The 24,652-nt window shown below is 73.5% G+C and carries 22 protein-coding genes; 8 read left to right on the top strand and 14 right to left on the bottom strand.

The genetic code is table 11. The features are described 5' to 3' along the window. Nucleotides 1-19: 19 nt before the first annotated feature. Nucleotides 20-1,384, bottom strand: a complete 1,365-nt coding sequence (locus OG393_RS29805; protein ID WP_327377785.1) for a dipeptidase — start codon at nt 1,382-1,384, stop codon at nt 20-22. 160 nt (nt 1,385-1,544) lie between these two features. Here OG393_RS29805 and OG393_RS29810 point away from each other — a divergent pair, with 160 nt between their 5' ends. Further along, the gene (locus OG393_RS29810; RefSeq protein ID WP_442817376.1) at nt 1,545-2,963 is read left to right on the top strand and encodes a geranylgeranyl reductase family protein; all 1,419 of its coding nucleotides are present in this window, start codon (nt 1,545-1,547) and stop codon (nt 2,961-2,963) included. A gap of 78 nt (nt 2,964-3,041) precedes the next feature. Here the strand turns inward: OG393_RS29810 and OG393_RS29815 are convergent, their stop codons facing one another. After that, the gene (locus OG393_RS29815; protein WP_327377786.1) at nt 3,042-3,494 is read right to left on the bottom strand and encodes a nitroreductase family deazaflavin-dependent oxidoreductase; all 453 of its coding nucleotides are present in this window, start codon (nt 3,492-3,494) and stop codon (nt 3,042-3,044) included. 151 nt (nt 3,495-3,645) lie between these two features. On the opposite strand from OG393_RS29815, the gene OG393_RS29820 reads away from it, so the two are divergent. Then, entirely contained in the window at nt 3,646-4,341 is a 696-nt protein-coding gene (locus OG393_RS29820) for a TetR/AcrR family transcriptional regulator (protein ID WP_327377787.1), read from the top strand. Nucleotides 4,342-4,393: 52 nt separating this feature from the next. Here OG393_RS29820 and OG393_RS29825 read toward each other — a convergent pair whose 3' ends face one another. After that, entirely contained in the window at nt 4,394-5,134 is a 741-nt protein-coding gene (locus tag OG393_RS29825) for a maleylpyruvate isomerase family mycothiol-dependent enzyme (RefSeq protein WP_327378597.1), read from the bottom strand. 175 nt (nt 5,135-5,309) lie between these two features. After that, nucleotides 5,310-6,530: an MFS transporter gene (locus OG393_RS29830; protein WP_327377788.1), complete on the bottom strand. Its 1,221-nt coding sequence runs from the start codon at nt 6,528-6,530 to the stop codon at nt 5,310-5,312. 280 nt (nt 6,531-6,810) lie between these two features. Here OG393_RS29830 and OG393_RS29835 point away from each other — a divergent pair, with 280 nt between their 5' ends. Both OG393_RS29835 and OG393_RS29840 read left to right on the top strand, forming a co-directional pair. Continuing rightward, nucleotides 6,811-8,037 (top strand): ROK family protein, encoded by a 1,227-nt coding sequence (locus OG393_RS29835; RefSeq protein ID WP_327377789.1) that lies wholly within the window; start codon nt 6,811-6,813, stop codon nt 8,035-8,037. A 366-nt stretch (nt 8,038-8,403) separates the two neighbouring features. Next, nucleotides 8,404-9,168, top strand: a complete 765-nt coding sequence (locus OG393_RS29840; protein ID WP_327377790.1) for an SAM-dependent methyltransferase — start codon at nt 8,404-8,406, stop codon at nt 9,166-9,168. Nucleotides 9,169-9,362: 194 nt separating this feature from the next. On the opposite strand, the gene OG393_RS29845 is transcribed toward OG393_RS29840, so the two are convergent. Continuing rightward, nucleotides 9,363-9,971 (bottom strand): ATP-binding protein, encoded by a 609-nt coding sequence (locus OG393_RS29845; RefSeq protein WP_327377791.1) that lies wholly within the window; start codon nt 9,969-9,971, stop codon nt 9,363-9,365. Nucleotides 9,972-10,158: 187 nt separating this feature from the next. Beyond that, nucleotides 10,159-10,479 (bottom strand): hypothetical protein, encoded by a 321-nt coding sequence (locus OG393_RS29850; protein WP_327377792.1) that lies wholly within the window; start codon nt 10,477-10,479, stop codon nt 10,159-10,161. A gap of 173 nt (nt 10,480-10,652) precedes the next feature. Here OG393_RS29850 and OG393_RS29855 point away from each other — a divergent pair, with 173 nt between their 5' ends. Then, nucleotides 10,653-11,879, top strand: coding sequence for a PLP-dependent cysteine synthase family protein (locus tag OG393_RS29855; protein WP_327377793.1), 1,227 nt, complete (start codon nt 10,653-10,655; stop codon nt 11,877-11,879). Here the strand turns inward: OG393_RS29855 and OG393_RS29860 are convergent. The 3 genes from OG393_RS29860 to OG393_RS29870 are packed head-to-tail and all read right to left on the bottom strand — an operon-like array spanning nt 11,839 to nt 13,742. Continuing rightward, a complete protein-coding gene (locus tag OG393_RS29860) occupies nt 11,839-12,339 on the bottom strand; it encodes an SRPBCC family protein (RefSeq protein ID WP_327377794.1) in 501 nt (166 codons plus the stop codon). The two genes, OG393_RS29855 and OG393_RS29860, sit on opposite strands and share 41 nt — an antisense overlap. A gap of 54 nt (nt 12,340-12,393) precedes the next feature. Next, nucleotides 12,394-12,900, bottom strand: a complete 507-nt coding sequence (locus OG393_RS29865) for an SRPBCC family protein (protein ID WP_327377795.1) — start codon at nt 12,898-12,900, stop codon at nt 12,394-12,396. After that, entirely contained in the window at nt 12,897-13,742 is an 846-nt protein-coding gene (locus OG393_RS29870; protein ID WP_327377796.1) for a DeoR/GlpR family DNA-binding transcription regulator, read from the bottom strand. Before OG393_RS29870 ends, OG393_RS29865 begins: the two co-directional genes overlap by 4 nt. 136 nt (nt 13,743-13,878) lie before the next feature. Here OG393_RS29870 and OG393_RS29875 point away from each other — a divergent pair, with 136 nt between their 5' ends. Continuing rightward, the gene (locus tag OG393_RS29875) at nt 13,879-16,380 is read left to right on the top strand and encodes a hypothetical protein (protein WP_327377797.1); all 2,502 of its coding nucleotides are present in this window, start codon (nt 13,879-13,881) and stop codon (nt 16,378-16,380) included. Here the strand turns inward: OG393_RS29875 and OG393_RS29880 are convergent. From OG393_RS29880 to OG393_RS29895, 4 genes are all read right to left on the bottom strand, one after another. Further along, nucleotides 16,350-18,794, bottom strand: a complete 2,445-nt coding sequence (locus OG393_RS29880) for a right-handed parallel beta-helix repeat-containing protein (protein WP_327377798.1) — start codon at nt 18,792-18,794, stop codon at nt 16,350-16,352. The two genes, OG393_RS29875 and OG393_RS29880, sit on opposite strands and share 31 nt — an antisense overlap. 82 nt (nt 18,795-18,876) lie before the next feature. Further along, nucleotides 18,877-19,494: an Rv1733c family protein gene (locus OG393_RS29885; protein ID WP_327377799.1), complete on the bottom strand. Its 618-nt coding sequence runs from the start codon at nt 19,492-19,494 to the stop codon at nt 18,877-18,879. 159 nt (nt 19,495-19,653) lie between these two features. Next, nucleotides 19,654-20,478 carry an MOSC domain-containing protein gene (locus OG393_RS29890; protein ID WP_327377800.1) on the bottom strand — a complete coding sequence of 275 codons (825 nt, stop codon included), beginning with the start codon at nt 20,476-20,478 and terminating at the stop codon, nt 19,654-19,656. A 33-nt stretch (nt 20,479-20,511) separates the two neighbouring features. Continuing rightward, nucleotides 20,512-20,982 carry a DUF6643 family protein gene (locus OG393_RS29895; protein ID WP_327377801.1) on the bottom strand — a complete coding sequence of 157 codons (471 nt, stop codon included), beginning with the start codon at nt 20,980-20,982 and terminating at the stop codon, nt 20,512-20,514. A 237-nt stretch (nt 20,983-21,219) separates the two neighbouring features. Between OG393_RS29895 and OG393_RS29900 the strand changes: the two genes are divergently transcribed. Next, nucleotides 21,220-22,485, top strand: a complete 1,266-nt coding sequence (locus OG393_RS29900) for a TerD family protein (RefSeq protein WP_327377802.1) — start codon at nt 21,220-21,222, stop codon at nt 22,483-22,485. 52 nt (nt 22,486-22,537) lie between these two features. Here the strand turns inward: OG393_RS29900 and OG393_RS29905 are convergent, their stop codons facing one another. Continuing rightward, complete coding sequence (locus OG393_RS29905) at nt 22,538-23,767, bottom strand: glycosyltransferase (protein WP_327377803.1); 1,230 nt, start codon at nt 23,765-23,767, stop codon at nt 22,538-22,540. A 58-nt stretch (nt 23,768-23,825) separates the two neighbouring features. Between OG393_RS29905 and OG393_RS29910 the strand changes: the two genes are divergently transcribed. Continuing rightward, nucleotides 23,826-24,611, top strand: coding sequence for a glutamate racemase (locus OG393_RS29910; RefSeq protein WP_327377804.1), 786 nt, complete (start codon nt 23,826-23,828; stop codon nt 24,609-24,611). The last annotated feature ends 41 nt before the right edge of the window (nt 24,612-24,652 follow it).

Below are 24,652 nucleotides of genomic sequence, written 5' to 3' on the forward strand. Positions count from 1 at the left end.
GGCGGTCACCGTCGCACGCTCAGCCCTGCCGGGAACGGGCGTAGTTGACCAGGAAATGTGCCTCGGCCACGGACAGCCGCTCGAGTTCCTCCGGAGAGACGGACTCGTTCACCGCGTGGATCTGCGCCTCCGGCTCGCTCAGCCCGATCAGCAGGATCTCCGCCTCCGGGTAGAGCGTCGCGAGCGTGTTGCACAGCGGGATCGATCCGCCCATGCCCGCGCTCTGCATCTCCTCGCCGGGGTATGCGACGCGCATGGCCTCGGCCATCGAGGTGTACGCCGGGCTCGTCACGTCCGCGCGGAACGCCTGGCCCTGGCCGACCTGCTCGAAGGAGACCCGCGCGTTCCACGGCGTGTGCTTCTCGATGTGCGCGTACAGCAGCTTCGTCGCCTCGGTGGCGTCCTGGCCCGGCGGCACCCGCAGGCTGATCTGGGCGCGGGCCGTCGACGGGATCGACGGGGTCGCACCCGCCACGGGGTGACAGTCGATGCCGACGACGGTGACGGCCGGGTGTGCCCAGACCCGGTCGGCGACGGTGCCGTCGCCGGGCAGGGTCACGCCGCTCAGGACCCTGGCGTCCTGACGGAAGTCGTCCTCCGGGTACTGGAGTCCGTCCCAGACGGCGTCCGCGGGGAGTCCGTCGATGACCGTCGAGCCGTCGGCGGCACGCAGGGAGTCCAGCACGCGGATCAGCGCCGCCAGCGCGTCGGGGGCCGCGCCGCCGAACTGGCCCGAGTGCAGGTTGCCTTCCAGGGTGTCGATCCGGACACGGATCATCGTCATACCGCGCAGCGTCGCGGTCACCGTGGGCAGACCCACCCGGAAGTTGCCGGTATCACCGATCACGATCGCGTCGGCGGTCAGCAGCTCGGGGTGGGCCTCGGCGTAGCGTTCCAGGCCGCCGGTGCCCTGTTCCTCCGAACCCTCGGCGATCACCTTGACCGTGACCGGCACCCCGCCGTTCGCCTTGAGCGCACGCAGCGCCAGCAGGTGCATGATGAAACCGCCCTTGCAGTCGGCCGCACCGCGTCCGTACCAGCGGCCGTCTCGCTCCGTCAGCCGGAAGGGCGGAGTGACCCACGCCGATTCGTCCAGCTTGGGCTGTACGTCGTAGTGCGCGTAGAGAAGGACGGTCGGTGCACCGGCGGGGCCGGGCAGCACGCCGTACACCGACTGCGAACCGTCGGGGGTGTCGAGCAGTGCCACGTCCTGGAAGTCCTCGGCCCGCAGCGCCTCGGCCACCCAGTTCGCCGCGGCCTCGCACTCGCTCCTCGGGGCGACCGCCTCGTCCGCGACCGACTCGAAGGCCACCAGCTCGGCGAGCTCCGCCTGGGCGCGGGGCATCAGGCCGGCGACGGTCTCTGCGATCGGATTCGCGGTCATGGGCACGCTCCTGGTGGGTGCGACGTTATGAGTGACGTCGCCGCATGTGTGTGGTGCGGCGAACGTACGGCCGATCCTACGGCGCGGGCCGCCGAAGATCGCGCCGTAGGATGCGGGGTAGAGCAGGGACGACCGGTCGGATCAGGAGCAGAAGCACATCGTGAGCAGCGAGAACGCAGACGCCGAAGAGGTATGCGCGGAAGCCGCGGAGATCGGGGCGGAGGCAGGGACTCCGGAGGGGTCCGGCACCGTCTGGGACGTGGTCGTGGTGGGGGCGGGGCCCGCGGGCGCGTCCGCGGCGTACGCGGCGGCCGTCGCCGGCCGCCGGGTCCTGCTCCTGGAGAAGGCCGAACTGCCCCGGTACAAGACATGCGGCGGAGGCGTCATCGGGCCTTCGCGCGACGCGCTTCCCCCCGGTTTCGAACTGCCGCTCCAGGACCGGGTCCATGCCGTCACCTTCTCCCTGAACGGCCGCTTCGCCCGCACCCGTCGCTCGCGCCGGATGCTCTTCGGGCTCATCAACCGGCCGGAGTTCGACGCCGGTCTGGTCGAGCAGGCGCAGAAGGCCGGCGCGGAGCTGCGTACCGGTGTGACGGTCTCGCGGGTGGAGCAGCACGGTCCGGTCGTCCCGGACCGGCGGACCGTCGCCGTGGTCCTGGCGGGCGGTGAGACGGTGCTCGCGCGGGCGGTCGTCGGCGCGGACGGCAGCGCCGGACGCATAGGGGCCCACGTCGGGGTCAAGCTCGATCAGGTGGATCTCGGACTTGAGGCCGAGATTCCGGTCCCGCCGTCGGTGGCGGAGGACTGGAAGGGGCGGGTCCTGATCGACTGGGGTCCGCTGCCCGGGAGTTACGGCTGGGTGTTCCCCAAGGGCGACACGCTCACCGTCGGCGTCATCTCGGCGCGCGGCGAGGGGGCGGCCACCAAGCGGTACCTGGAGGACTTCATCGCCCGCCTCGGCCTGGCGGGATTCGAACCGGCGGTCTCCTCCGGTCATCTGACGCGCTGCCGTAGTGACGACTCACCGCTGTCGCGCGGGCGGGTGCTGGTGTGCGGCGACGCGGCCGGGCTGCTGGAGCCGTGGACCCGCGAGGGCATCTCCTTCGCGCTGCGGTCGGGACGCCTGGCCGGTGAGTGGGCGGTTCGGATCGCCGAGGCGACCGACGCCGTGGACGCGCGGCGCCAGGCCCTGAACTACGCCTTCGCGATCAAGGCCGGCCTCGGTGTGGAGATGGCGGTGGGGCGTCGGATGCTCGCGCTGTTCGAGCGCAGGCCCGGCCTGCTGCACGCGACGCTCACCGGGCTGCGGCCGGCCTGGAACGCCTTCGCCGACATCACCCGTGGGGTGACCTCCCTGGGCGGCCTGGTGCGGTCGAGCGGCATGGCACGGCGGGCCCTCGACGTCCTGGACCGCCGGATGACCGCGGCCGACGGCCCCGCCTCGCGTGGCGCCTCGCCGGGGCCCGCGACCGAGGTGGCCCCGGAGCCGGCCGGTGCGGTCCCGGCCGCCGGACCCGCGAGGTCCACCGGTACGGCGGGGGCCCCGGCCGGAACGCCCGAGGCGCCCGACGCGCCCTGAGCACGTCCGGTCGTCAGGCGGTCGCCCCGTCCGCCCGGCTCGTCGCCCTCGCGGCGGCGGCCGGCCGGCGGGACGCGCTTATCCCGCGTGCGTGATGCGGAAGACCGGGTGGTCGGGGGCGGCGGCCAGGATCTCCTCGTCGGAGGACTTGGCGGTCACGCCCCGGAAGTACTGGTTGACCTCCCATCCCCAGCGTTCCAGATAGCTGCGGAGTACGGCCGTCTTGTCCTCGTCGGTGATCTCGACCGCCGTGAAGCAGTGGACCGTCCGTCCGACCCGAAGTTCACCGCCGCCGGCGGCGCGCATGTTGCGCACCCACTGCGAGTGGCCGCGGGCCGAGACCAGGTACCGCTCGCCCTGGTGCCGGTGCGGGTTGACGGGGACGCGCTGGATCCGGCCGCTCTTGCGGCCTACGACGGACAGCTCGGCCGTTCCGAGGAGACTGACGCCGTGCCGGGCCAGCACGCCGACGAGTCGGTTGAAGCGGACGGCGAAGGGGCCGGCCCGCAGGTAGTGCGGCTGAGACGACATGGAAGGCTCCTCGGCGGAGAACCGGTGGGCGGCGCTCTGTTTCGTGAGCACCGCTCTCGCTTGACAGCAGTCTGCATGGAGCCGCACCCTCCCGCAAGAGCGGTGCTCTCTTTTTGGTGCGGTGCTCCGAAAGAGTGGCACACTGAACGCCATGACCCGTGTCCAAGGAGCCCGCGCCCGCGCCCGTGTCGAGATCACCGCGGCCATCAAGGAGGAGGCCCGCACCCAGCTGGCGGCCGAGGGCGCCGCCAGGCTCTCGCTGCGAGCCGTCGCCCGCGAACTCGGCATGGTGTCCTCCGCTCTCTACCGGTACTTCCCCAGTCGGGACGACCTCCTCACCGCGCTCATCATCGACGCCTACGACGCCGTCGGGGCGGCCGCGGAACACGCCCTCGCCACCGCGGCCCCCCACGACCACCTCACCCGCTGGACCGCCGTCTGCCGCGCGGTCCGGACCTGGGCTCTCGGTCATCCCCACGAGTACGCCCTGATCTACGGTTCCCCGGTCCCCGGCTACACCGCGCCCGGGGACACCGTCGGACCCGCCTCTCGCGTCGGTCTCGCGCTGGTCGCCGTCGTCCGCGACGCGGTGGCCGCCGAAGCGGTCACCCCGCCCCCGCTGCCCGAGGGGCTGCGAGCCGAAGCCGAACGCCTGTCCGTCGGCGTCGCCCCGGATCTGCCACCCGCGCACGCCCTCGCGCTCGTCGCCGCCTGGTCCCAGCTCTTCGGCCTCGTCTCCTTCGAGCTCTTCGGCCAGTTCCACCGGCTGATCGAGGAACGCGAGACCTTCTTCGCCGAGGCGACGCGCCGGCTCGGCCGCGATGTCGGTCTGTCCTGCGGCGGCTGATCCGCGACGCCCCGCGCCACATGAGCGGGGTCGGGGCGGAGCGGCCCCGGAATCAGCCGATGGCGGAGTTCTCCCGCCACGTCCGCGCGAGGGAGGCGTCGCCCGTCACGGACACGGCCGTCGAGGGCAGGCGGTTCCACAGCGTCAGATAGAGCGGGCCGGCGGGCCCGCTCAGTTCACAGTCCGCCGCGCCCTCGCTGTTCCTCTCCGCGCGTGGCGCCTCCTGGGACAGCCGTACGGTCCAGACGTCGCCGGTGTCCGTCGTCCGCACCCGCAGCGTCCGCGGCTCGGGCGTCCGAACCCGGCTCCGGTCCCGGCCGTGGAAGCCGCGCAGCAGTTCGTCGATCCCGTCCGCGGCGAGCGGCGGGTCCACCGGGCCGAGCCGCCCGCCCGGCAGGGCGGACTCGGCGTCCGCGGCGTGGACCGTCGTCTCGTGGGCCTGGCGACGGGCCCAGAAGGCGAGTGCCGACGGTGTCGGCAGGAACGTCCAGCACTCCAGGGTGTCCGGGGCCTCGCGCAGGGCGGTGACGAGCAGGGCATGGCCCTCACGGAAGTGTGCGAGCAGCTCCGCGCCGTCGAGGTCGGGCTCGGCGCCTTCGGGCCGGTAGGAGGTATGCCCCTGGGTGACGAACCCCGTCGCCCAGCGGTGCACCGTCGTGGTGTGCCGGAGCAGGTCCCGCACCCGCCACCCCGGGCAGGTGCGTACCTCGGCGTCCGTCCCCGCCCGCGTGGCGGCGTCGGCCAGTGAACGGCCCGCGTGGTCCAGGGCTTCGACGTGCTCGTCCGGCTTCATGATCTCCGCGCTGTCCATGGAGCGGATTGTGCCAGCGTCGATCGGGACCGCGGGAGCCTTTCGCGGGACGGGTGTCGTCGCCCGTCCGCCGGCCGGGCGCGGACGGGGGTGCCGCGCGGCCGTGACGGGCGCTCCGTCCTGCCGTGGGGCGGTGTGCGGCGTGGGGCGCTGCCGATCAACTCGCCTCGGGGGAACTCGCGTTACGCGCCAGATACCCGGTCGCCGCGGCACCGGCGGCGAGCGCGGCGACGGTGGTCAGGGCGGCCGGCAGCGAGAACCATTCGGCGAGGAACCCGATGGACGGCGGTCCGAGGAGCATGCCGCCGTAGCCGAGGGTGGACGCGGCGGCCACTCCGCTCGGCCCGGCGAGCGCACCCGCGCGGGCCACCGCGACCGGAAAGATGTTGGCGAGACCGAGACCGGTCACGGCGAAACCGAGCAGAGCGACCCAGACGCTGGGGGCGAGCGCCGCCGCCAGCATGCCGACGGCCGCCGTCGCCCCGCCCGCGACCAGGGTGCGGGTCTGGCCGAGGCGTTCGAGCAGGGCGGTGCCCGAGAGCCGGCCCGCCGTCATCGCGAGGGCGAAGAGCGAGTAGCCGGCGGCGGCCACGCCGGGGTGCGCGTGCAGGTCCTGCGCCAGATGGAGGGCGCCCCAGTCCGCCAGGGCGCCTTCGCCGTACGCGGTGCACAGCGCGATCACGCCGAAGACGGCGACCGCGCCGCGCGCACCGGTCCCGCCCCGGGCGGCACCGGTGGACGGGACGCTCTTCGGGGCGCCGGGGGAGGGCTCACGGAGCAGGAGGGGGCCGGCGTAGGCCGTCAGGAGCAGGCCGAGCACGGTGAGTCCGAGCAGGTGGGCGGTGGGGGAGAGGCCACCGGCGACGAGCCCGCCCACGCCCGCGCCGAGCATACCGCCGAGGCTGAACGCCGCGTGGAAACCGGGCATCACGGGCCGGCGAAGAGCGGTGACGAGATCGACGGCGGCGCTGTTCATCGCGACGTTGATACCGCCGTAGGCCGATCCGAAGACCAGCAGTACGAGGCCGAGGGCGAGGGGGGAGTGGGTGAGGGCCGGCAGCGCGATCGAGAGACAGAGCAGCACGGCGGTGGCGACGGTGACGGCGTGGCTGCCGTAGCGGCGGCAGAGCCGGCCGGTGAGCGTCATGGTGACGACGGCACCGGCCGACACGCCGAGCAGCGCGAGTCCGAGGTCACCCGCGGAGGAGCCGGTCTGCTGCTTGACGGCGGGAATCCGGACCACCCAGCCGGCGAAGAGAAATCCGTCGAGGGCGAAGAAGAGGGTCAGGGCGGAGCGGAGGCGGGACAGGGAGGGGGAAGCGGTGTCTCCGCCGAGGCCCCCCGGTACGACCGTCCCTACTTTGTTTAGTAGCGGCACAAATTCAGGATAGGGGTGAGGAGCTCCGGATTTCAACCGAGGGTCGCCGGAGCTCGTGCCGGAGCCCCTGCCGGACTGTGACGGCCGAACCGCGACGGCCGGAACGAAGGCGGGTGACCTGGAGCGGACCGAAGGGGCGCGTGACGTGGGGCGGCCGGTGCGCCCGTCGAGCGCACCGGCGACGTGGAGCGGCCCCGCTCCGGTGTGTTCGCGCCACCTCGTCCCGCTCCGGCACCCGGCGCGGCCGGGCAGGCCCTCCGATCATGGGAGACTCGCCCCCATGAACGGCAAGGCGACGACGGCCCGGACACGTCTGGACAGGGGGCGCAGCGCGCTCGGACCCGCGCTGGAACTGGTGCACACGGGCCGGGCCCCGACGCGTGCCGTCCTCACCGCCGAACTGGGTGTCACCCGGGCCACCGCCGGCGCGGTCGCCGCCGAACTCGAGGCTCTCGGTCTCATCCGCGTCGACTCCAACCCCGGAGCCGCCGCCGGTTCCCAGGGGCGGCCCTCCCACCGCCTCACGGTCGACGAGAAGGGCCCCGTCGTCCTCGCGGCCCAGGTCCACCCCGACGGATTCCGCGCCGCGCTCGTCGGCCTGGGCGGCACGCTCGTCGCCACCGTGCCCGGCTGCGTGACCGTCTCGGCCGACCCGGCACAGGTCCTGGGAGCGGTGGTCGACGCGGGCGCGGAACTGCTGGCGGCGAGCGGGCGCCGCTGCGTCGGGGCCGGTCTGGCCGCGCCGTCGGCCGTCGCCGAACCCGAGGGGACCGCGCTCAATCCGCTCCACCTCGCGTGGCCGGCCGGCGCGCCGGTACGGGAGATCTTCGCCGAGCGGGTCCGTGCCGCCGGCATCGAAGGCCCCGCCTTCACGGGCAACGATGTCAACCTCGCCGCTCTCGCCGAGCACCGGCACGGCGCCGGACGCGGCGCCCGGGATCTGCTGTGCGTCGCGACCGGCCATCGGGGCGTCGGCGGCGCGCTCGTTCTGGACGGCCGCCTGCACACCGGCAGTTCGGGACTCGCGCTCGAGGTCGGCCATCTCACGGTCCACCCCGAGGGTCGTCCCTGTCACTGCGGCAGCCGCGGCTGCCTCGACGTCGAGACCGATCCGCTCGCCTTCCTGACGGTCGCCGGGCGCGCCCCGGGGCCGGAGGTGTCGCTGCTCCAGCAGGCCCGCGACCTCCTTCGGACCAGCCCCCACGATCCCGGCGTGCGCGCCGCCACCGAGGAGCTGATCGACCGTCTGGGCCTCGGTCTCGCGGGGCTGGTGAACATCCTGAATCCGGACCGGATCATCCTGGGCGGTCTGCACCGCGAACTCCTCGCCGCCGACCCCGAGCGCCTGCGCGCGGTCGTCGCCGACCGCAGCCTGTGGGGCCGCAGCGGCGGCGTCCCGATCCTGCCCTGCACCCTCGACCACAACAGCCTGGTCGGCGCGGCGGAGCTGGCCTGGCAGCCGGTGCTCGACGACCCGCTGGGCGCCCTCGGCAGACCACGCCCTTGAGGGTGTTCCGGTCGTCGCCGCGCGGCAGTTCCTCGATCACCCGCGTGCCCCGGCTTCCGGGGCGAACCGCGTGCGGAGTGCCTGCCGCCACCACGAACAGCTCGCCCGCCCGCACCGACACCGGCGTGCCGTCCCCGTCCGGCTCCGGGCGGCCGTCAAGGACCGGCGGAGCCTCGGCGGCCCCACGACTCTCCTTCTTGACCGGAGACTCGTCCACGCGCGGTACCTTCACGCAGGCCGCCCTCGCCATGCCCGCCCCGCGAGAGCTCGATCCGAGGTCAGCCGACGGCGTCGTGTCGGGCGAGGTGTGCCCGGCGGCGCCTACGTCGTCTGACGCGCCCCCGACGTGAGCTAGCGTTCGCCCCCATGACTGACAATGATCTTCCTCCGCGTCTCGGCAGTCTCACCTTCCACGGTCCGCTCTCCGAGGCTCGCGCCACCCGCATGATCGAGCGGGTCGCCGCCGCCTCGCCCACCTCCGTCCTGGACATCGGCAGCGGCTGGGGGGAGTTGCTGCTGCGCGTGCTGGAGGCCGTGCCGGGCGCCAGTGGCGTCGGCATCGACATCAATGCCGAAGATCTGGCCAGGGGAAGGGTGCTCGCCGAAGAACGCGGGCTCGCCGACCGTGCCGTGTTCGTCGAGGAGTCGGCGCTGGCCACCCCTCACGGGCCCGCCGACGCCGTGTTCTGCCTCGGCTCCGGCCAGGCGCTGTGTGACCCGGACCGGCCGTACGATCCGGCCGTCGTCCTGCGGGAACTGCGGCGTCTCGTCAATCCCGGTGGCCGGGTCGTGCTCGGTGAGGGGTTCTGGGAGCGACTGCCGACCGAAGCGGAGCTGGCCGGGATGTGGCCGGGTGCCCGGACCGACGACCACCTCCTCCTCGGGCCGCTGGTGGACCTGGCGATCGAGGCGGGCTTCCGCCCGCTGTGGATCGAGTCGGCCGACCGGGACGAGTGGGAGGCGTTCGAGTCCGGCTACCGCTACGACACCGAGCTCTGGCTGTCGTCCCACGCCGGCAGTCCGCGTGCCGACGAGACGCGCGAGGGCGTCGACCGTCAGCGTTCCGGCTGGCTCGACGGATACCGGAACGTGCTCGGCATGGTCTACCTGACCCTGGTCCCGGCGCACTGAGGCGGCGGCCCCGTCGGTCGCCGGACGCCGCTGATCTCGCGGTCGTCCCGCGGGGACACTCCGGTGCCGAGGGCGGCCCCGGCGGCCCGTGCGCTCACTCGCCGACGCGGGGCCCGGAGCGTGGGGTGCGGCCTCGCGCCCGCCTCGCTGCGGTCGCTCCGCGGTGAGCCCGCCGCGTCGTTCGCCCCCGGCGCTCAGCTCGCGAGGGCCGAGCGGGCCACGGCCGGCGCGCGGGACGGCGTCGCGGGGGTGCCGAGCGGAATGCCGTCCAGGCTCGGACCGTGGGCACCGCGGTACCGGGTGTGGCCGATGAAGGGGCCCTCGGTGGTCGCACCGTACACGGCGTGCGACCGGGACGGCATCGCGGCCGTGGGGACCAGGGCCGACAGGGTGAACCAGACGACCTTCCCGGTCTCCCCGTGCCGCCGGATGCCCCAGCTCTCGCTGACCGCCTCGATGATCGCCAGCCCGCGCCCCGAGGTGGCGAGGTCGTCGAAGGCATCGGGTGTCGAGCCCGTGGCCTCGGCCCCGCCGCCCACGGACGGCAGACGCGGGTCGTGGTCGTGGACGGAGACCGTGAGGCGGTCGAGCAGCAGCTCGATCTCGACGGTGCACCGCTTGTCCGGCTGGGCGTGTCGGTGGACGTTGGTCAGCAGCTCGGTGACACCGAGCGCCGCTTGGTCTATCAGGGCATCGAGATGCCAGTAGCGCAGATGCGCCGAAACGATTCTGCGGACCTGACCGATCCGCGACGGCAGGGCTTGGAGCTCCACTGTGCAGTGCCTGCTGGGCTCGCTGATCACGGCTGCGACTCCCCGAAGTAGTCCGGAAGAAGACGAAGGATCGGATCTTTCATGCGCTGCGCACGGCGGCTGCGGACTGGGCCACAGCGTCACCGCCGGTCAACCCTCAGTGAGGTGGTTCCAGCGTGAACCAGTCGTGACCGGCCCGCAACTCGCGGCGACCCGTCCCAGGTCACCCGACAGGCTCTCAGGGCCCTCCGGCCCGCCGCCCTCCGGCCGCCTTCTTCAGGGCGTCGAGGAAGCGGCCCGGGGCCGACTCCCGGGCACGCGGCGTGTCCATGGTCAGGCGATAGCGCGTGCCGTTCACCGTCGCCACCGTCGCGTCGGCCCCGGCGAACCACGGCCGGCCGGCCCGGACCGCGTCCACCGGGGCGCTGTCGATCTCGCTTCCGTAGCTGGTCAGCAGTGACAACCGGCCGTCCTCGATGCGGACCTCGCCCGCCCGGGTCAGCGACCGGGGCCAACGCTCGATCCGTACGCCCGTCGCGGTGAAATCGGGCTCCGACATGATCCCCGCCCCTTAGTGCCGTTTCCTCCTACCAGTGTGCCGGGCTCGCGCCGGGTGCACCAGAGGCCCTTCTGCAAGCGACGCCTATGGGCACCCAAAGTGAACGTTTGCGCAGGTGAGCGAGTTATCGTCAGCAGGGAGAACCTTGTGGCCCACGGCCTTGGAGAACGAGCATGAGCACCACCGAGAACAACGCGGCGACCGGTGCGCGGACCACCGCCACCCCGTCCACCGGCGCCACGCCCGCCACCGGCACGGCAGCCACCGCACCCCCCGCCGGTACCGCCCCGTCCGCCCGCGCGTCGGCGACCCTCGACGTCGACCGCAGCGACCCGGCGTACCGGACCTGGCTGAACGAAGCCGTCCGCAAGGTCCAGGCCGACGCCAACCGCTCGGCCGACACCCATCTGCTGCGCTTCCCTCTCCCGGAGAGCTGGGGGATCGACCTCTACCTCAAGGACGAGTCGACCCACCCCACCGGCAGTCTCAAGCACCGGCTTGCCCGTTCGCTCTTCCTCTACGGCCTGTGCAACGGCTGGATCAGGCCGGGCAAACCCGTCATCGAGGCGTCCAGCGGCTCCACGGCCGTCTCCGAGGCGTACTTCGCCAAGCTCATCGGCGTGCCGTTCATCGCCGTGATGCCCCGGACCACCAGCCCCGAGAAGTGCCGGCTGATCGAGTTCCACGGCGGCCGGTGCCACTTCGTCGACGACTCCCGCAAGATGTACGAGGAGTCCGCCGCCCTCGCGGCGCGGACCGGCGGTCACTACATGGACCAGTTCACCTACGCCGAGCGGGCCACCGACTGGCGGGGCAACAACAACATCGCCGAGTCGATGTACCAGCAGCTCCGGCTGGAGCGGTATCCCGAACCGGCGTGGATCGTCGCCACCGCCGGCACCGGCGGTACCTCCGCCACCATCGCGCGGTACGTCCACTACATGCAGCACGACACCCGCATCTGCGTCGCCGACCCCGAGAACTCCTGCTTCTTCGACGGCTGGACCCGGAACGACCCGCACGCCACCTCCGACTGCGGCTCGCGCATCGAGGGCATCGGCAGGCCCCGGATGGAGCCCAGCTTCGTCCCCGGCGCCATCGACCGCATGATGAAGGTCCCGGACGCCGCCAGTGTCGCCGCGGTCCGCGCCCTGGAGGCCGCGATCGGCCGCAAGGCCGGCGGTTCGACCGGCACCGGGCTCTGGAGCGCCCTGAAGATCGTGGGCGAGATGGTCGACCAGGGCCGCACCGGCAGCGTGGTGACCCTGATCTGCGACCCGGGCGACCGCTACCTCGACAAGTACTACTCCGACGCCTGGCTGACCGGACAGGGCCTGGACATCGCTCCGTACACCGCGACTATCGACCGCTTCCTGGCGACGGGTTCCTGGCCGGAATGAGCCTCCGGTCCAGCCGTCGCATCGCGTCGCGGAAGGACCAGCCGACGCCCGGCCGTGCCAGCCGCATCGCGAACAGGTACGCCGCCGGGCCGTCCACCGCCATCGTCCAGCGGACCCGGGTGCCCCGGCCGACGGGGGACAGGACCCACTCCTCCAGCATGGCCCGTACGCCCGGAGCGTTCGTCTCGTCCACCCGGTAGGCGTACCGGGTGTCCGGTTCGGCGGCCATGACCGTCTCCCGGAAGGAGATGCCGCCCCGCAGCCGGACCGTCCGGCCGGTGCCACCGTCGGTCGGACGGGCCGAGGCGACCGCCGTGAACCACGCGGGCCAGCTGCCCACCTCCTCGGCCAGCGAGCGGTAGACGGCGGCCGGCGGGGCCGCCAGTCCGGCCGAGAACACGAGGCGTCCGGGAGCGGACGAGGCGAAACCGAGCTCCACCTGCCTGAGTCGGCGCGTCATGACCGTTCCTCCCGAGCTGGATGCCGAAGTGCGCACACCATAGTCGGCGCTCCGTCAGATGCCCAGCAGTCCGTCCATCACCCGGCCGAACACCCGCCGTCCGACGAAGGAGACGACGGGATCGAGGAGGCCCGGCACCCCGCGCACCCGCAACTCCTCCACCCAGACCGCGTGTGAACCACCGCGCCCCGCCGCGTACACCTCGATCACGGCATGGCCCCGCACCACACGGCCGCGCTTCTCCAGCCGGCACACAGCCGGCCGCGACGGCGACCCCGGCCGCCCCGGCCCACCGGGCTCCGCCGGTTCCGCGAACCGCTCCGGTCCGCCCGGCTCCGCCACCGGCGGCTCCCAGCGCACGACCTCCATCGGATCGTCGAAGGCCAGTCGTCCGAGCCCGGTCCTGGCCACGAAACGGGTGCCCGGCGCCGTCGGCCCCGGGGTCAGCACCCGCGTCCGGGTCAGCGGGACCCGGCCGCCGTGCGACGGCCAGTCGGTGAGCCGCCGCCACGCCTCCCCGGCCGGAAGAGCGGTGACGCGCTCGATCCGGAAGACGCTCACCCGAGGTCTCCCCCGCCGGGCTCCGGGTCGCCGGCCACCACCAGTCCCGGCAGATGCTCCGCCATCTCCGCCCGGGTCCGCGCGGACAGCCCGGCGTCCGTCACGAGCGTGTCCACCTCCTCCAGTCGGGCGAACGAACTCAGCCCCACCGTGCCCCACTTGGTGTGGTCCGCGAGGACCACGACCCGGCGCGCCGAGCGCACCAGCCGCCGGTTGGTCTCCGCCTCCGCGAGGTTCGGCGTGGAGAGCCCCGCCTCCACCGAGATGCCGTGCACTCCGAGGAACAGCACGTCGAAGTGGAGGGCGCGGATCGCCTGGTCGGCCACCGGGCCCACCAGCGCGTCCGACGGGGTCCGCACCCCGCCCGTGAGGACCACCGTCGGCGCCCCCGCGCGGGACTCGCCCGACGCGTCCGGCCGGCGTGCCGCGTGGAAGACGTCGGCCACCCGCACCGAGTTGGTCACCACCGTCAGATCCGGCACGTCCAGGAGGTGCGCCGCCAACGCGAAGGTCGTCGTTCCGCCCGACAGCGCGATCGCCGTGCCCGGCGCGACCATCCGCGCCGCCGTCCGGGCGATCTCCTCCTTGGCGCCCAGCTCCAGCTCCGACTTGGCCTCGAAGCCCGGCTCGTGCGTGCTCGTCTCGACGACCGGCACCGCACCTCCGTGCACCTTCTCGACGACACCCTGACGTGCCAGCGCGTCCAGATCCCGGCGCACGGTCATGTCCGACACGTTCAGCCGACGCGTCAGCTCGTTGACCCGTACACCACCGCGCCGCCGCACCTCGTCCAGAATGAGGGCGCGCCGCTGCTCCGCGAGGAGATTCTGCTGGTCACTCACCACCGATGACGGTCCTTCCGATGGGGACTGTGGGAACGGCGCCGGAATTCCGCCGGAGGTCGTGCGCGGGCGCCCGGCCTTCCGCGATCCTGTTGCCTGCCGGAGAATCCTCCCATCCAGAGAGCGAGACACCGAAGTGTCCCCTGCCACACCTGCCCCGAGGAGCGGGGGTGCGGCGCTCGAGCTCCTCGTCCACGGTGTCGGCGGAGCCACGCCCCAGGACATGCTGGACGACCCCCGGACCGCGCGCGTGACCGGTGACGCCACCGCCGCCGTGTACCGCCGCCGCGACGACCTCGACGCCGAGGACCACCCCGACGGCGAGGACCACCCCGACGGCGACGCCGAACGCCCCGTTCCGGAGGCGTACTGCTGGTCCAACCTCACCTCGGGCAACGGAGCCCGTGCCCTGTGGCTGCTCCTCCTCCCCTTCATGGTCGTCAACCTCGCCCACTGGATGCGCCCGCCGGCGCCCGGACGCCCCGGCCTCCAGCGGCTGTACGGCGTCCTGGTGCGCCTCGTCGCCCTCACCCTGACCGTGCTCCTCACCGCCGCCGCCTGCGAGGTCGCCCTCGACCTGACGGCCTGGCAGTGCGCGGGCAGCACCGCATGCGCGGGGGACCGCTCGTGGCTGGGATTCCTCTCCGCCGAGCGGGGCGGCTGGTGGTCCCAGCCGGGACGCCGCCTCGCTCTCGCCGCCGTGGTGCCGGCCGCGCTCGTCAGCCTGCTCTGGTACCTGTCCAACCGGACCTGGAGCGCGTACGAGGCCCAGCGCCCGCCCACGACGTACGGCACACCCGGCGCCGAAGGCCCCGCCGCCGGGCAGGAGCCGTCCTGCGCCAGGCCCTGCGCCTGCTCCGGCCCCTGCCCCGCTCCCGAGCCCTGCCCCGCTCCCGAGGACGACTCCGCGGAGGCCGATCCGGCCGACGACGGCACCGGGACACCGGCCGGGCTCCGCCCCGCGCTGGGCCGCCCCGGCTTCTGGTACGGCCGCCGACTGGTCGCCCGGCTGCGTGCCGCCCACACCGCCCTCGGGTTCCTGACGGTCACCGCCGCCCTCACCGGCGCCGCCGCCCACCAGGACCGGGCCACGGCGCCCGGTTCCCTGCGCGAATCCCTCGGATGGACGCTCCAGTCGGCCGTCGTCGCCCTCGCTGCCGTCGTCCTGTGGGTCGTGTGCCGGCGAGGCCGCAGCGAGAATCGCCTCGACCTGCGGCTCGAGCGGGCCCTGGTCTCCTGGCTGCCCGGCACCTCCCTGCTGCTCCTCCTCCTCGCCGTCCTGCACGCCGGCTGGTCCCGGCCCGGCTGGCGCTCCGCCGGCACCCTGCCCGGAGACATGACCTTCGGTGTTCTGACGCTGGCCCAGGGCGGTCTCGTCGTCGCCCTCGGAGCGGTAGCCCTCCTGCTGCACCGGCGTCGGCCCGAGCCTCGCACCGCCCTGTACGGACTCGGCGGCCCCGCGGTCGCCATGCTCGCCTGCGCCCTCGGCGGAGTGATGTCCGGGGGTGTCGCCCAGCGCGTCGCCGACTGGCTGGACGGGCCCGCCACGCCGGGCATGGGCGATGGCTCCGCCATCGCCCCGCCCGTCCTGCTGAGCTGGCAGGCGTCCGTCATCCCCGTCCTGCTCGTCCTGTTGCTCGCGCCCGCCGGGTTCCTCGTCGTCCGCACCGCGCGCGCCGCACGGCGCCTCGGCCCCGTCGTCGAGGCCGCGTACGGACCGCGGACCGCGGACCCCGTACGAACCGCCCGCATCGCCGCGATCCGGGCCCGCGCCGCGCTCACCGACTCCGCGCCCCTGCTCGTCGGGCTGGTGTCCGGCGCCACCCTTCTCCTCGGCGCCGGTTCCGTCGCCGGGGCCTGGATCAGCGGAGCCGTGCCGGGACGGGCCTTCGAGGGGGCCCAGCCCGCGATCGCCTCCGCCGCCGACGCCGCCCAGTCCCTGGGCTCCTGGATGATCGGCTTCGGTTTCATACTGTTCGTCACCTGGGGCCGACGGGCGTACAAGGACGCCTCGGCGCGCCGGACCATCGGCATCCTGTGGGACGTCGGTACCTTCTGGCCCCGTGCCGCGCACCCCTTCGCCCCGCCCTGTTACGCCGAGCGGGCCGTTCCCGACCTGACCTGGCGGATGAGTTCCTGGACGGCGCGCACCGGCGGACGGCTCGTCATCTCCGGCCACTCCCAGGGCAGTGTCCTGGCGGCCGCCGCGGTCTGGCAGTTACCGCCCGCGACCCGCAAGAGGGTCGCCCTGCTGACGTACGGCTCACCGCTGGAACGCCTCTACGGACGCTGGTTCCCGGCCTACTTCGGCCCCGGACCACTGCGCGGCCTGCACCGTACGGTCCACTGTTGGAGCAACCTCCACCGGGCCACCGACCCGATCGGCGGCCCCGTCCGCGTGCCCGCCGACGGGGACCGCCCGGTCGTCGACCGGCCCGCCCTGCTCGATCCGGTCGCCTACGGGCGCACGCCCGCCCACCCACTGCCCGAGCCGATCAGGGGCCACTCCGACTACCAGGCCGATCCGGTGTTCGCCGCCGAGCGGTCCGCGCTGCTCGACCGGCTGCCGCCCGGCCTGCCCCGCCAGCGCGCCGGCGCCCCCTCCGATCAGGGGAGCTCGGGCAGGTCGTCCGGGTAGAGCAGGGTCAGGTCGTCGGTGCTCGCCTCGGTGAGCGAGGCGACTCGCCCGGCATGCCGTTCCACCATCGACTCGAACGTCTGCCGTGCGGTGCGGCCGTTGCCGAACGCGGGCCCCTTGGGCAGCTTGGTGAAGTAGGTGAGCAGTGCCTCGTCGGTGTCCGCGGCGAGCCGGTACTCGTGGTCGTCGGCCTGCTGCCGGACGATCCGCAGCAGTTCGTCCGGAACGTAGTCGCTGAAACTGATGGTCCGGGAGAACCGTGACGCGACACCGGGGTTGACGGTGAGGAAGCGCTGCATCTCGGTGGTGTAGCCCGCGACGATCACCACGACGGCGTCCCGGTGGTCCTCCATCAGCTTCACCAGGGTGTCGATCGCCTCACGTCCGAAGTCCCGCCCGGAGTCCTCGGGAGACAGCGCGTACGCCTCGTCGACGAACAGCACGCCGCCGCGCGCCCGGTCGAACGCCTCCTGGGTGCGGATGGCCGTCGAACCGATGTGCTCGCCCACCAGGTCGACCCGGGACACCTCGACGAGGTGTCCCCGCTCCAGCACTCCCAGGGAGGCGAGGATCTCTCCGTAGAGACGGGCCACGGTCGTCTTGCCGGTGCCGGGGTTGCCGGTGAAGACCAGATGGCGGCGCACGGAGGCGGCCTTGAGCCCGGCCTCCTGACGCCGTCGGCCGACCTCGATCATGTTGGTGAGCGTGCGGACCTCGTGCTTGACGCTCTCCAGGCCCACCAGCGCGTCCAGTTCGCCCAGCACGTCGACCGGGGAGCGGGACGGCGCGGGTTCCGGAGCGGCCGGGACCGGCGGGGCGGCCGTGGTGGGACGGGGCGCGGGCACCGTCCCGAGCAGACCGCCGGACCGTGTCGCCGTCACGACGGTGCCGCCGCCGGTGGCCGCCGGAGCCCGGCGCACCCCGCTCTCGTCGCTGGTGCAGTCCTCCACCACCGGTCCGCCGTCGGTGCCCTCGCCCGGGGAGCCGCCGTCGGCGAACTCGTAGCCGCCCCGGGCGCACCGCTCGGTCCGGCAGGCGCGCAGCGTCGTGCGGCAGCCGTCCATCACGTGGAATCCGTACCCGCCGCTTCCGGTGACCCGGCAGCCGACGAAGGAGCCCCGCCCCTCCGCCGAGACGTAGAAACCCGCTTCGGCCGGCGAGGTGACCGTGCACCGCTCGATCGAGGGGTCGGCGCCCTTGGTGACGATGACCCCGGTCTGTACCCCGTCGATGGTGCAGCCGGCGAGTGTGCCGCCGCTGCCGTGGTCCCGGAACCAGGCCCCCGTGGACGCCTCACGGATCCGGCAGTCGTCCAACTGGGCGGTCGCGCCGTCGCTCACCGACACCGCGGTGTTGCGGACCTGCCACAGGTCGCTGTCGACCACGTCGGCACGCGAGCCGCGGTCGAGTACGAACAGCGCGTCCGGCACGTCGTGCACCCGGCAGGAGTCGAGTACGACGGTGGCCCCGTCGCTGACCCAGACCGCGGGATAGTCGCCCGTGCTGTCGTGGATCTCGCACTGGTTGGCGTCCACCCGGGTTCCCGGGTCCCACACCGACAGGCCGTTGCGGCCGAAGCGGCGCACGGCCGAGCGGGTCAGCGTCAGCACCGAACGCGAGCGCAGGTCGATCGCGTTCTCGGGGATGTCGTGGATGTCGCAGTCGGAGAGGGTGAGGACCGCGTCCGTGTCCAACGTGACGCCGTCGGCCGAGGTGCGGTGCACGGTGGAGTCGGAGAGGTGGGCGGTGGCCCGTGCCGCGATCTGGAGCCCGGCGCCCTTGATCTCGTACACCTCGCAGCCGATGCCCTCCAGGCCGCTGCCCTCGCCGTTGACGGTGATTCCCGCGCCGGAGGCGTGGTGCACCCGGCAGCGCTCCAGGCGCGGGTGCGCACCGCCGCGGACCGAGATCCCGGACTGGCCCGCGGAGACCACCTCGCACTCCTCGAACACCCCGCCCGCGCCGTCGAGTACGGCGACGCCGACGCCCGCCGGGTTGTCGACGGTGCAGCGGCGGACGGTGGGGCGGGCGGCGCCACGGACCTCGATGCCGGCCGCCGAGCGGGTCACGATCCGCAGGTCGAGCAGTTCCGGGGTGCCCTCCTCGACGAGGAGGGCGGGCGCCGCCGCGTCCTGGCCCTCGACGTGCAGGTCCTGGACGGTGGCCGAGGCCCGGATGGTCAGCGGCACGCCGTCCACCGGCGCGATCCGGACCGACCCGATCCCTTCCTCGGGACCGCGCAGCGTGACGGCCCGCCGGATGACGAGGTTCTCCCGGTACGTTCCGGGCGCGACGACGAGGACGTCCCCGTCGGCGGCGGCCTCCAGGGCGGCGGCGAGGGAGGCGTACTCGCCCGTGCGGCGTCGCCACCGCGATGTGCCGGTGTGCGTCACCTGGACCGTGCCCTGTGCCATGGGTGTGCTCTGCCCCCGCCTCATGCGTCGTCGCTGATCCGATGCCCCACCGTAGCGCCCCCGGAGGTGCCTGGACGCCGGGTCAGCTGCCCGCGCCCGTACGTCCCCAGTCGGGACCGGCCCCGGCCCAGGCGCGGTCGAGACGCGCGTACCGCCGCTGTACCAGCCGGCGTACGACCAGCCGTCGGGCGGCCTCCACGAAGACGGCCGCCAGGGCCGTCGCGAGCAGACCCACGGAGATCGCGTGGGCACGTGCGGTGCCGGACGTCATGGGCGCCGTCGCGGGGCGCCCCGCGAGGTCGTTCCACAGGGGGAAGGTGTCGCCCGGGTCGGAGCGTTCGCGCGGGGCCGGGACCCTACCGGTCCTGGCGCCGCCGTCGGGAGCCGTCCAGCGGGCCACCACGGCGCGCCGCGACGGCGGCTCGCCCTCGGATCCGCCGTCCCGGACGTCGGACAACGGCGTGTCGGCGAGCCGCACCACCCGGGCCGTCGTCCGCTGCCGCTGTTCGTGCTGCGACCGTACGGCCTGTTGGAGCGAGGCGTCGGTACGGGCCCCGGCGGTCCAGCCGACCGCGGGCACGGCGAGCGCGAGCAGGGCGACGGCCGCGAACGCGACCCACGCCTCGATCAGGTCCGTTCTGCGGCGCAGGGGATTGTGTCTCCAGCGCCAGATACCGGTGACCGCGCGCACACGCTCCACCCCCTCACTTCGTCGGGTGTCCGCACCCGGTGCGTCCGCTTCCCCAACGAGTGTGCCCCGCAGGAGGGTTCCCCGCGCGCCGGGCGGGCCGGAACACGCCGCGACGACAGCCGCCGGAGCGAGAGAGGGCACGTGAGGGGTGGAGGGGTCGGCCCGGTGTCAGTCGAGGATCTTGACCTCGTCGCCTACCCGGACCGTCCCGAGGTGCTCGGGCACCAGGTTCTGGCCGAAGATGAGCCGGCTGCCGTCCTTGCGGTGCCGGGCGAGGGTGCGCAGCGGCTCCTTGCCGCGCGTGGTGGTCTCCTGGTCGGTGGTCGTCACCACGCAGCGCCCGCAGGACCGGGCGACGCGGAAGGAGACCTCCCCGACGGCGAGCCGGGTCCAGCCGTCCTCGGCCCAGGCGGGGGTGCCGTCGACGACGAGGTTCGGCCGGAAACGGTTCATCGGCAGCGGGCCCTCGTCGGCGTGGTCGCCCCGGGCGATGAGCGCGTTGAGCGCGTCGAGGGAGGACGTGGTGGTGATCAGGAGCGGGAAGCCGTCCGCGAAGCTGACCGTCTCGCCCGGCAGCGCGTACTCCGGGTCGACCGGCCGACGGCGTGCGGGTTCGTCCATATGGACCAGGCGCACCTCGGTCTCCAGGTAGGCGCTGAACCACGCGTCCGCCTCGGGACCGGCCGGGACCGCCTCCACCGGAGTCTCGAAGACCTCCACCCGGATCGTGGAAGACGGCCGCGGCACCTCGATCGTCAGCGGCTCGAGCCCGCGTGCGGACACCCTGAGCGCGCCATCCGGCAGCAGCGTGGCCGAAGCCGACGCCATCCGAGGGTGACGGCGTTGGGTCACGACCCTGCCCGACGCGTCCACGGCGGTCCAACGGCGGTCGCCGGCCAGTCCCCATGGCTGGACGTCCGCCTCGGCGGGCGCGAAGCCGCGCATCGCCTTGACCGGATGGATATGGAGGGAGCGCACGACGGGAGTGGACATGCCGTCATCCTGCCAGCCGCTCCGCGTGGCCGGTCAGTACCCCCCGCCCTGGTACGGCCGGTTGTACGGGTCGTCGTAGGGGGACTGCGCCGGGACGGGCCGAGAGGCCGCCGGACGCATCGACTCGTACCCCGTACTCATCGGGCGCTGCGGCTGCTGGCCGCCCGGGTAGCCGCGTGGAGCGGCCTGCTGCTGGGGGATGTAGGGGGCCGGAGCGTGCTGCAGCGGCACCGGGGCCATCTGCTGCATCGGCTGCGGATACCCGTACGAGCCGCCGCCGGTGTAGGCGGGCGAGGGGGGCGATGTCGGAGCCGCCGGGAGGGCGGGCAGGGAGGAGGGCAACGCCGGCAGGTAGCTGTTGCCGGTGTCGTACGCGGAGGGCACTCGGATCGGCGCGATCTGAGGCGTGCCCCGCTCCGCGACCAGGGAGTCGTAGATCGGGGTGTCGGGGAACGACGGCGCGGTGTGGTAACCGCCTCCGTAGGTGAAGCGGGGGGAGGTCATGGCACATAAGTTAAGCCCACGATGTGCTGGTTGGGGAGCCCGATAAGAGGGTTGTTTGACGGGTTCTGAGTGACCGTCGATCCGTAATGCGAGCGAACGTGACAAAAACGGTCGCCCGAAGTGGCGTCGATCTTGAAAACCCGAGCTGAGGAGGGGTTACCGGCGGGTTGACCCGAGCGCGTCCGGCATGACGGGCATTAGGTTGACGTAAAGAAATCCCGAGGCGACGGAGCCGTGATGGGGGCGATCATGTCCATGCTTAAAGGGGCCAATGTTCCGGTGCGGGCGCGCACCGTGCGCGTGGAATTGGTCCGGAGTTCAAGCGGAGGTGTCCCGGACGTCGACGCCTCGGCGCTACTCCTCGTGTCGGGGAAAGTGCGCTCCGACGCCGACTTCGTTTTCTACAACCAGCCGGCACACGCCTCGGGCGCCGTCCGGCACGAGGGTAAACGGACCACCGGAGATGTCGTGACCGACACGCTCCGGGTCGATCTGGACCGGGTCGAGCCGGAGGTCGAGCGGATCGTGCTCGCTGGATCGGCCGACGGCGGGGCCTTCGGACAGGTGCGGGGACTCCACGTCCGGGTGACGGACGAGGACGGCGGTGCCGAGATCGCCCGCTACGACAGCACGGACGCGACCGTGGAGACGGCGTTCGTCCTCGGCGAGCTCTACCGGCGGCAGGGTGCCTGGAAGTTCCGGGCGGTGGGACAGGGGTACGACTCCGGTCTGGAGGGCCTCGCGACCGACTTCGGCATCACGGTCGACGAGCCGCAGCGGCCCACGGCGCCCGAGGTCGCCCCGCCCGCCGCCCCCGCGCCCGTGGCCGCCCCGCCCGTGTCGTCCGCCGCCCCGCCACAGCCGGTACGGCTCACCAAGGTCACCCTCACGAAGGAGGCTCCGACGGTGTCCCTCGCCAAGCAGGGCGGCACCTCGGGCGCCATGCGCGTGCACCTCGACTGGCAGATGCGCAAGCAGTTCACCGGCTGGGGCGGCAAACTAGGCCGGGCCGTCGCCCAGCACGCGGACCTCGACCTCGACCTCTGTGCCCTGTACGAGCTGACGGACGGCCGCAAAGGCGTGGTCCAGGCCCTCGGCAACTCCTTCGGGTCGCTCCACCAGCCCCCCTACATCCATCTCGACGGCGACGACCGCACCGGAGCCTCCACGTCCGGCGAGAACCTCACCATCAACCTCGACCACAAGGACAAGCTCCGCCGGATTCTCGTCTTCGTCACCGTCTACGAAGGCGCCCGCAGCTTCGCCGACCTGCACGCCACCGTCACCCTGCAGCCCCAGCTAGGCGCGGCCGTCGACTTCTCCCTCGACGACTGCACCGTCCCGTCCACCGTCTGCGCGCTCGCCCTGCTCACCCGGGAGGACGGCGACCTCGTGGTGCGCCGGGAGGCCCGCTACCTCGTCCCGGCGCGTGGCGTCAGCCCGCAGCGGACCGTGGACCAGGCGTACGGCTGGGGCATGAACTGGACACCCGGACGGAAGTGAGCCGCACCTGTCCGGGGCCGCCACCCGGCCCCGGACGGCCGACGCGGTACCGCTACCGGTCGGGCGCGGCCTGGGGACGCCCGTAGGTGCGTCCCTTCCAGGCGGCGCCCCGGCCCCGGTAGTGCCGTCCGGCCGAGTCCACCGTCATGAGCAGATAGAGCAGCGCGGTGAGCGGCAGCGTCGGGGCCAGCGCGACCGGCTGCCCGTAGTAGCGGAGCATCGGCACGTACGTCCCCGCCATGACCGCCCAGGCCAGACCGCCCGCCACGGCCGCCGTCGCGTCCCCGCCCGCCAGCCCCGCCACCAGCGTGGCCGGCGGCGCCAGGTACACGAGGGCGAGCGCCACGACCGTGCCGAGCAGGAGAAGCGGATTGTGCCGGAGCTGGGCGTACGCCGACCGCGCCACCATGCCCCACAGATCGGCCAGGCGCGGGTAGGGGCGCACGCTGTCGACGCGTTCCGCCAGCCCCAGCCACACCCGCCCGCCGGCCCGCCGTACCGCCCGGGCCAGCGACACGTCGTCGATCACCGCCTGCCGGACCGCCTCCGGCACCCCGGCCCGGTCGGCGGTCTCCGTCCGCAGCAGCACACAGCCGCCCGCCGCGGCCGTCGCCCGCGGACGGCGGCCGTTGATCCAGCGGAAGGGATACAGCTGCGCGAAGAAGTAGACGAAGGCCGGCACGATCAGACGCTCCCAGACGGTCGCGACCCGCAGCCGCGCCATCTGTGACACCAGGTCGAACCCCTCGGAGGCCGCCGCCGTCACCAGCAGCCGCAGACTGTCCGGCTCGTGCGCGATGTCCGCGTCCGTCAGGAGCAGGAACTCCGGATCGCGCTTCCGCGCCAGGGCCATGCCGTGCCGCAGCGCCCACAGCTTCCCCGTCCAGCCGGGTTCCGGATCGCCCGGCGAGACGACCGTCAGAGGCAGCCCGCTGTAGCGCACGGCCAGCTCACCCGCGAGTTTCCCGGTGCCGTCGGTGCTGCCGTCGTCGACGAGCACGATCTCGGCCTCGCCCGGATAGTCCTGGGTCAGCAGCGACGGCAGGCTCAGCGGAAGCACCTCCGCCTCGTCCCGGGCCGGGACGACGACGGCCACCCGCGGCCAGGAACCGTCCCCGTACCCGTCCGGCGCCGGGCCCGCCGGACGGGTACGGCGTCCCCACCGGCGGTGACGCGTCACGCCGGGCAGCCGCTGGTCGGTACGCCAGAAGAAGCCCTGGCCCAGCAGCAGCCACACCCAGGCGGCCAGCGAACCCAACGCGATCCAGGCAGTGGCGCTCATTCGTCGCAGTCTGCCCCACATTGCCGGGCACGCAAGGGTGGTCGGCTAGGGTGACCGGGTGAAGATCGCGCTCATGGACTCCGGAATCGGCCTGCTCCCGGCGGCGGCGGCCGTGCGCCGCCTGCGGCCCGACGCGGACCTCGTCCTCTCCTCCGACCCCGACGGCATGCCCTGGGGCCCGCGGACTCCCGAGGACCTCACGGCACGCGCGCTCGTCGTCGCCCGTGCCGCCGCCGCCCTCGGACCTGACGCGCTGATCATCGCCTGCAACACCGCGACCGTGCACGCACTGCCCGCGCTCCGCGCCGCCCTCGAACCACGCATCCCGGTCATCGGCACGGTCCCCGCGATCAAGCCCGCCGCCTCCGCCGGCGGCGGACTCGCCATCTGGGCGACCCCGGGCACCACCGGAAGCCCGTACCAGCGTGACCTGATCCGCGACTTCGCGGAGGGCGCGATGGTCACCGAGGTGCCCTGCCCCGGGCTCGCCGACGCGGTGCAGTACGCCGACGCGGAAGGGATCAAGCGCGCCGTCGCCGCCGCGGCGGAACTCACCCCGGACGACGTCCGCACCCTCGTGCTCGGCTGCACTCACTACGAACTGGTCGCCGAGGAGATCCGAGCGGCGGTCCAGCCCCCCGGGCTGCCGCCGGTGGTTTTCCACGGCTCCGCCGGGGCAGTCGCCGCACAGGCCCTGCGCCGCATCGGCGCGGAGCCGGCACCGGACGCCGACGCGACCGGCGGCCTGACCGTGCTGTTGAGCGGCCGGACCGCCACTCTTCCGGAGGCAGCCCTGAGCTACGCCGAGGGCCGTCTGCTCGAGGCCGTGAGCCCCGCCCGCTGACGCCCGTCACGGCTTCCCGCGGGGGCACGGAAGGCCGCCGC

The sequence above is a fragment of the Streptomyces sp. NBC_01216 genome (assembly GCF_035994945.1).
Taxonomy (GTDB): domain Bacteria; phylum Actinomycetota; class Actinomycetes; order Streptomycetales; family Streptomycetaceae; genus Streptomyces.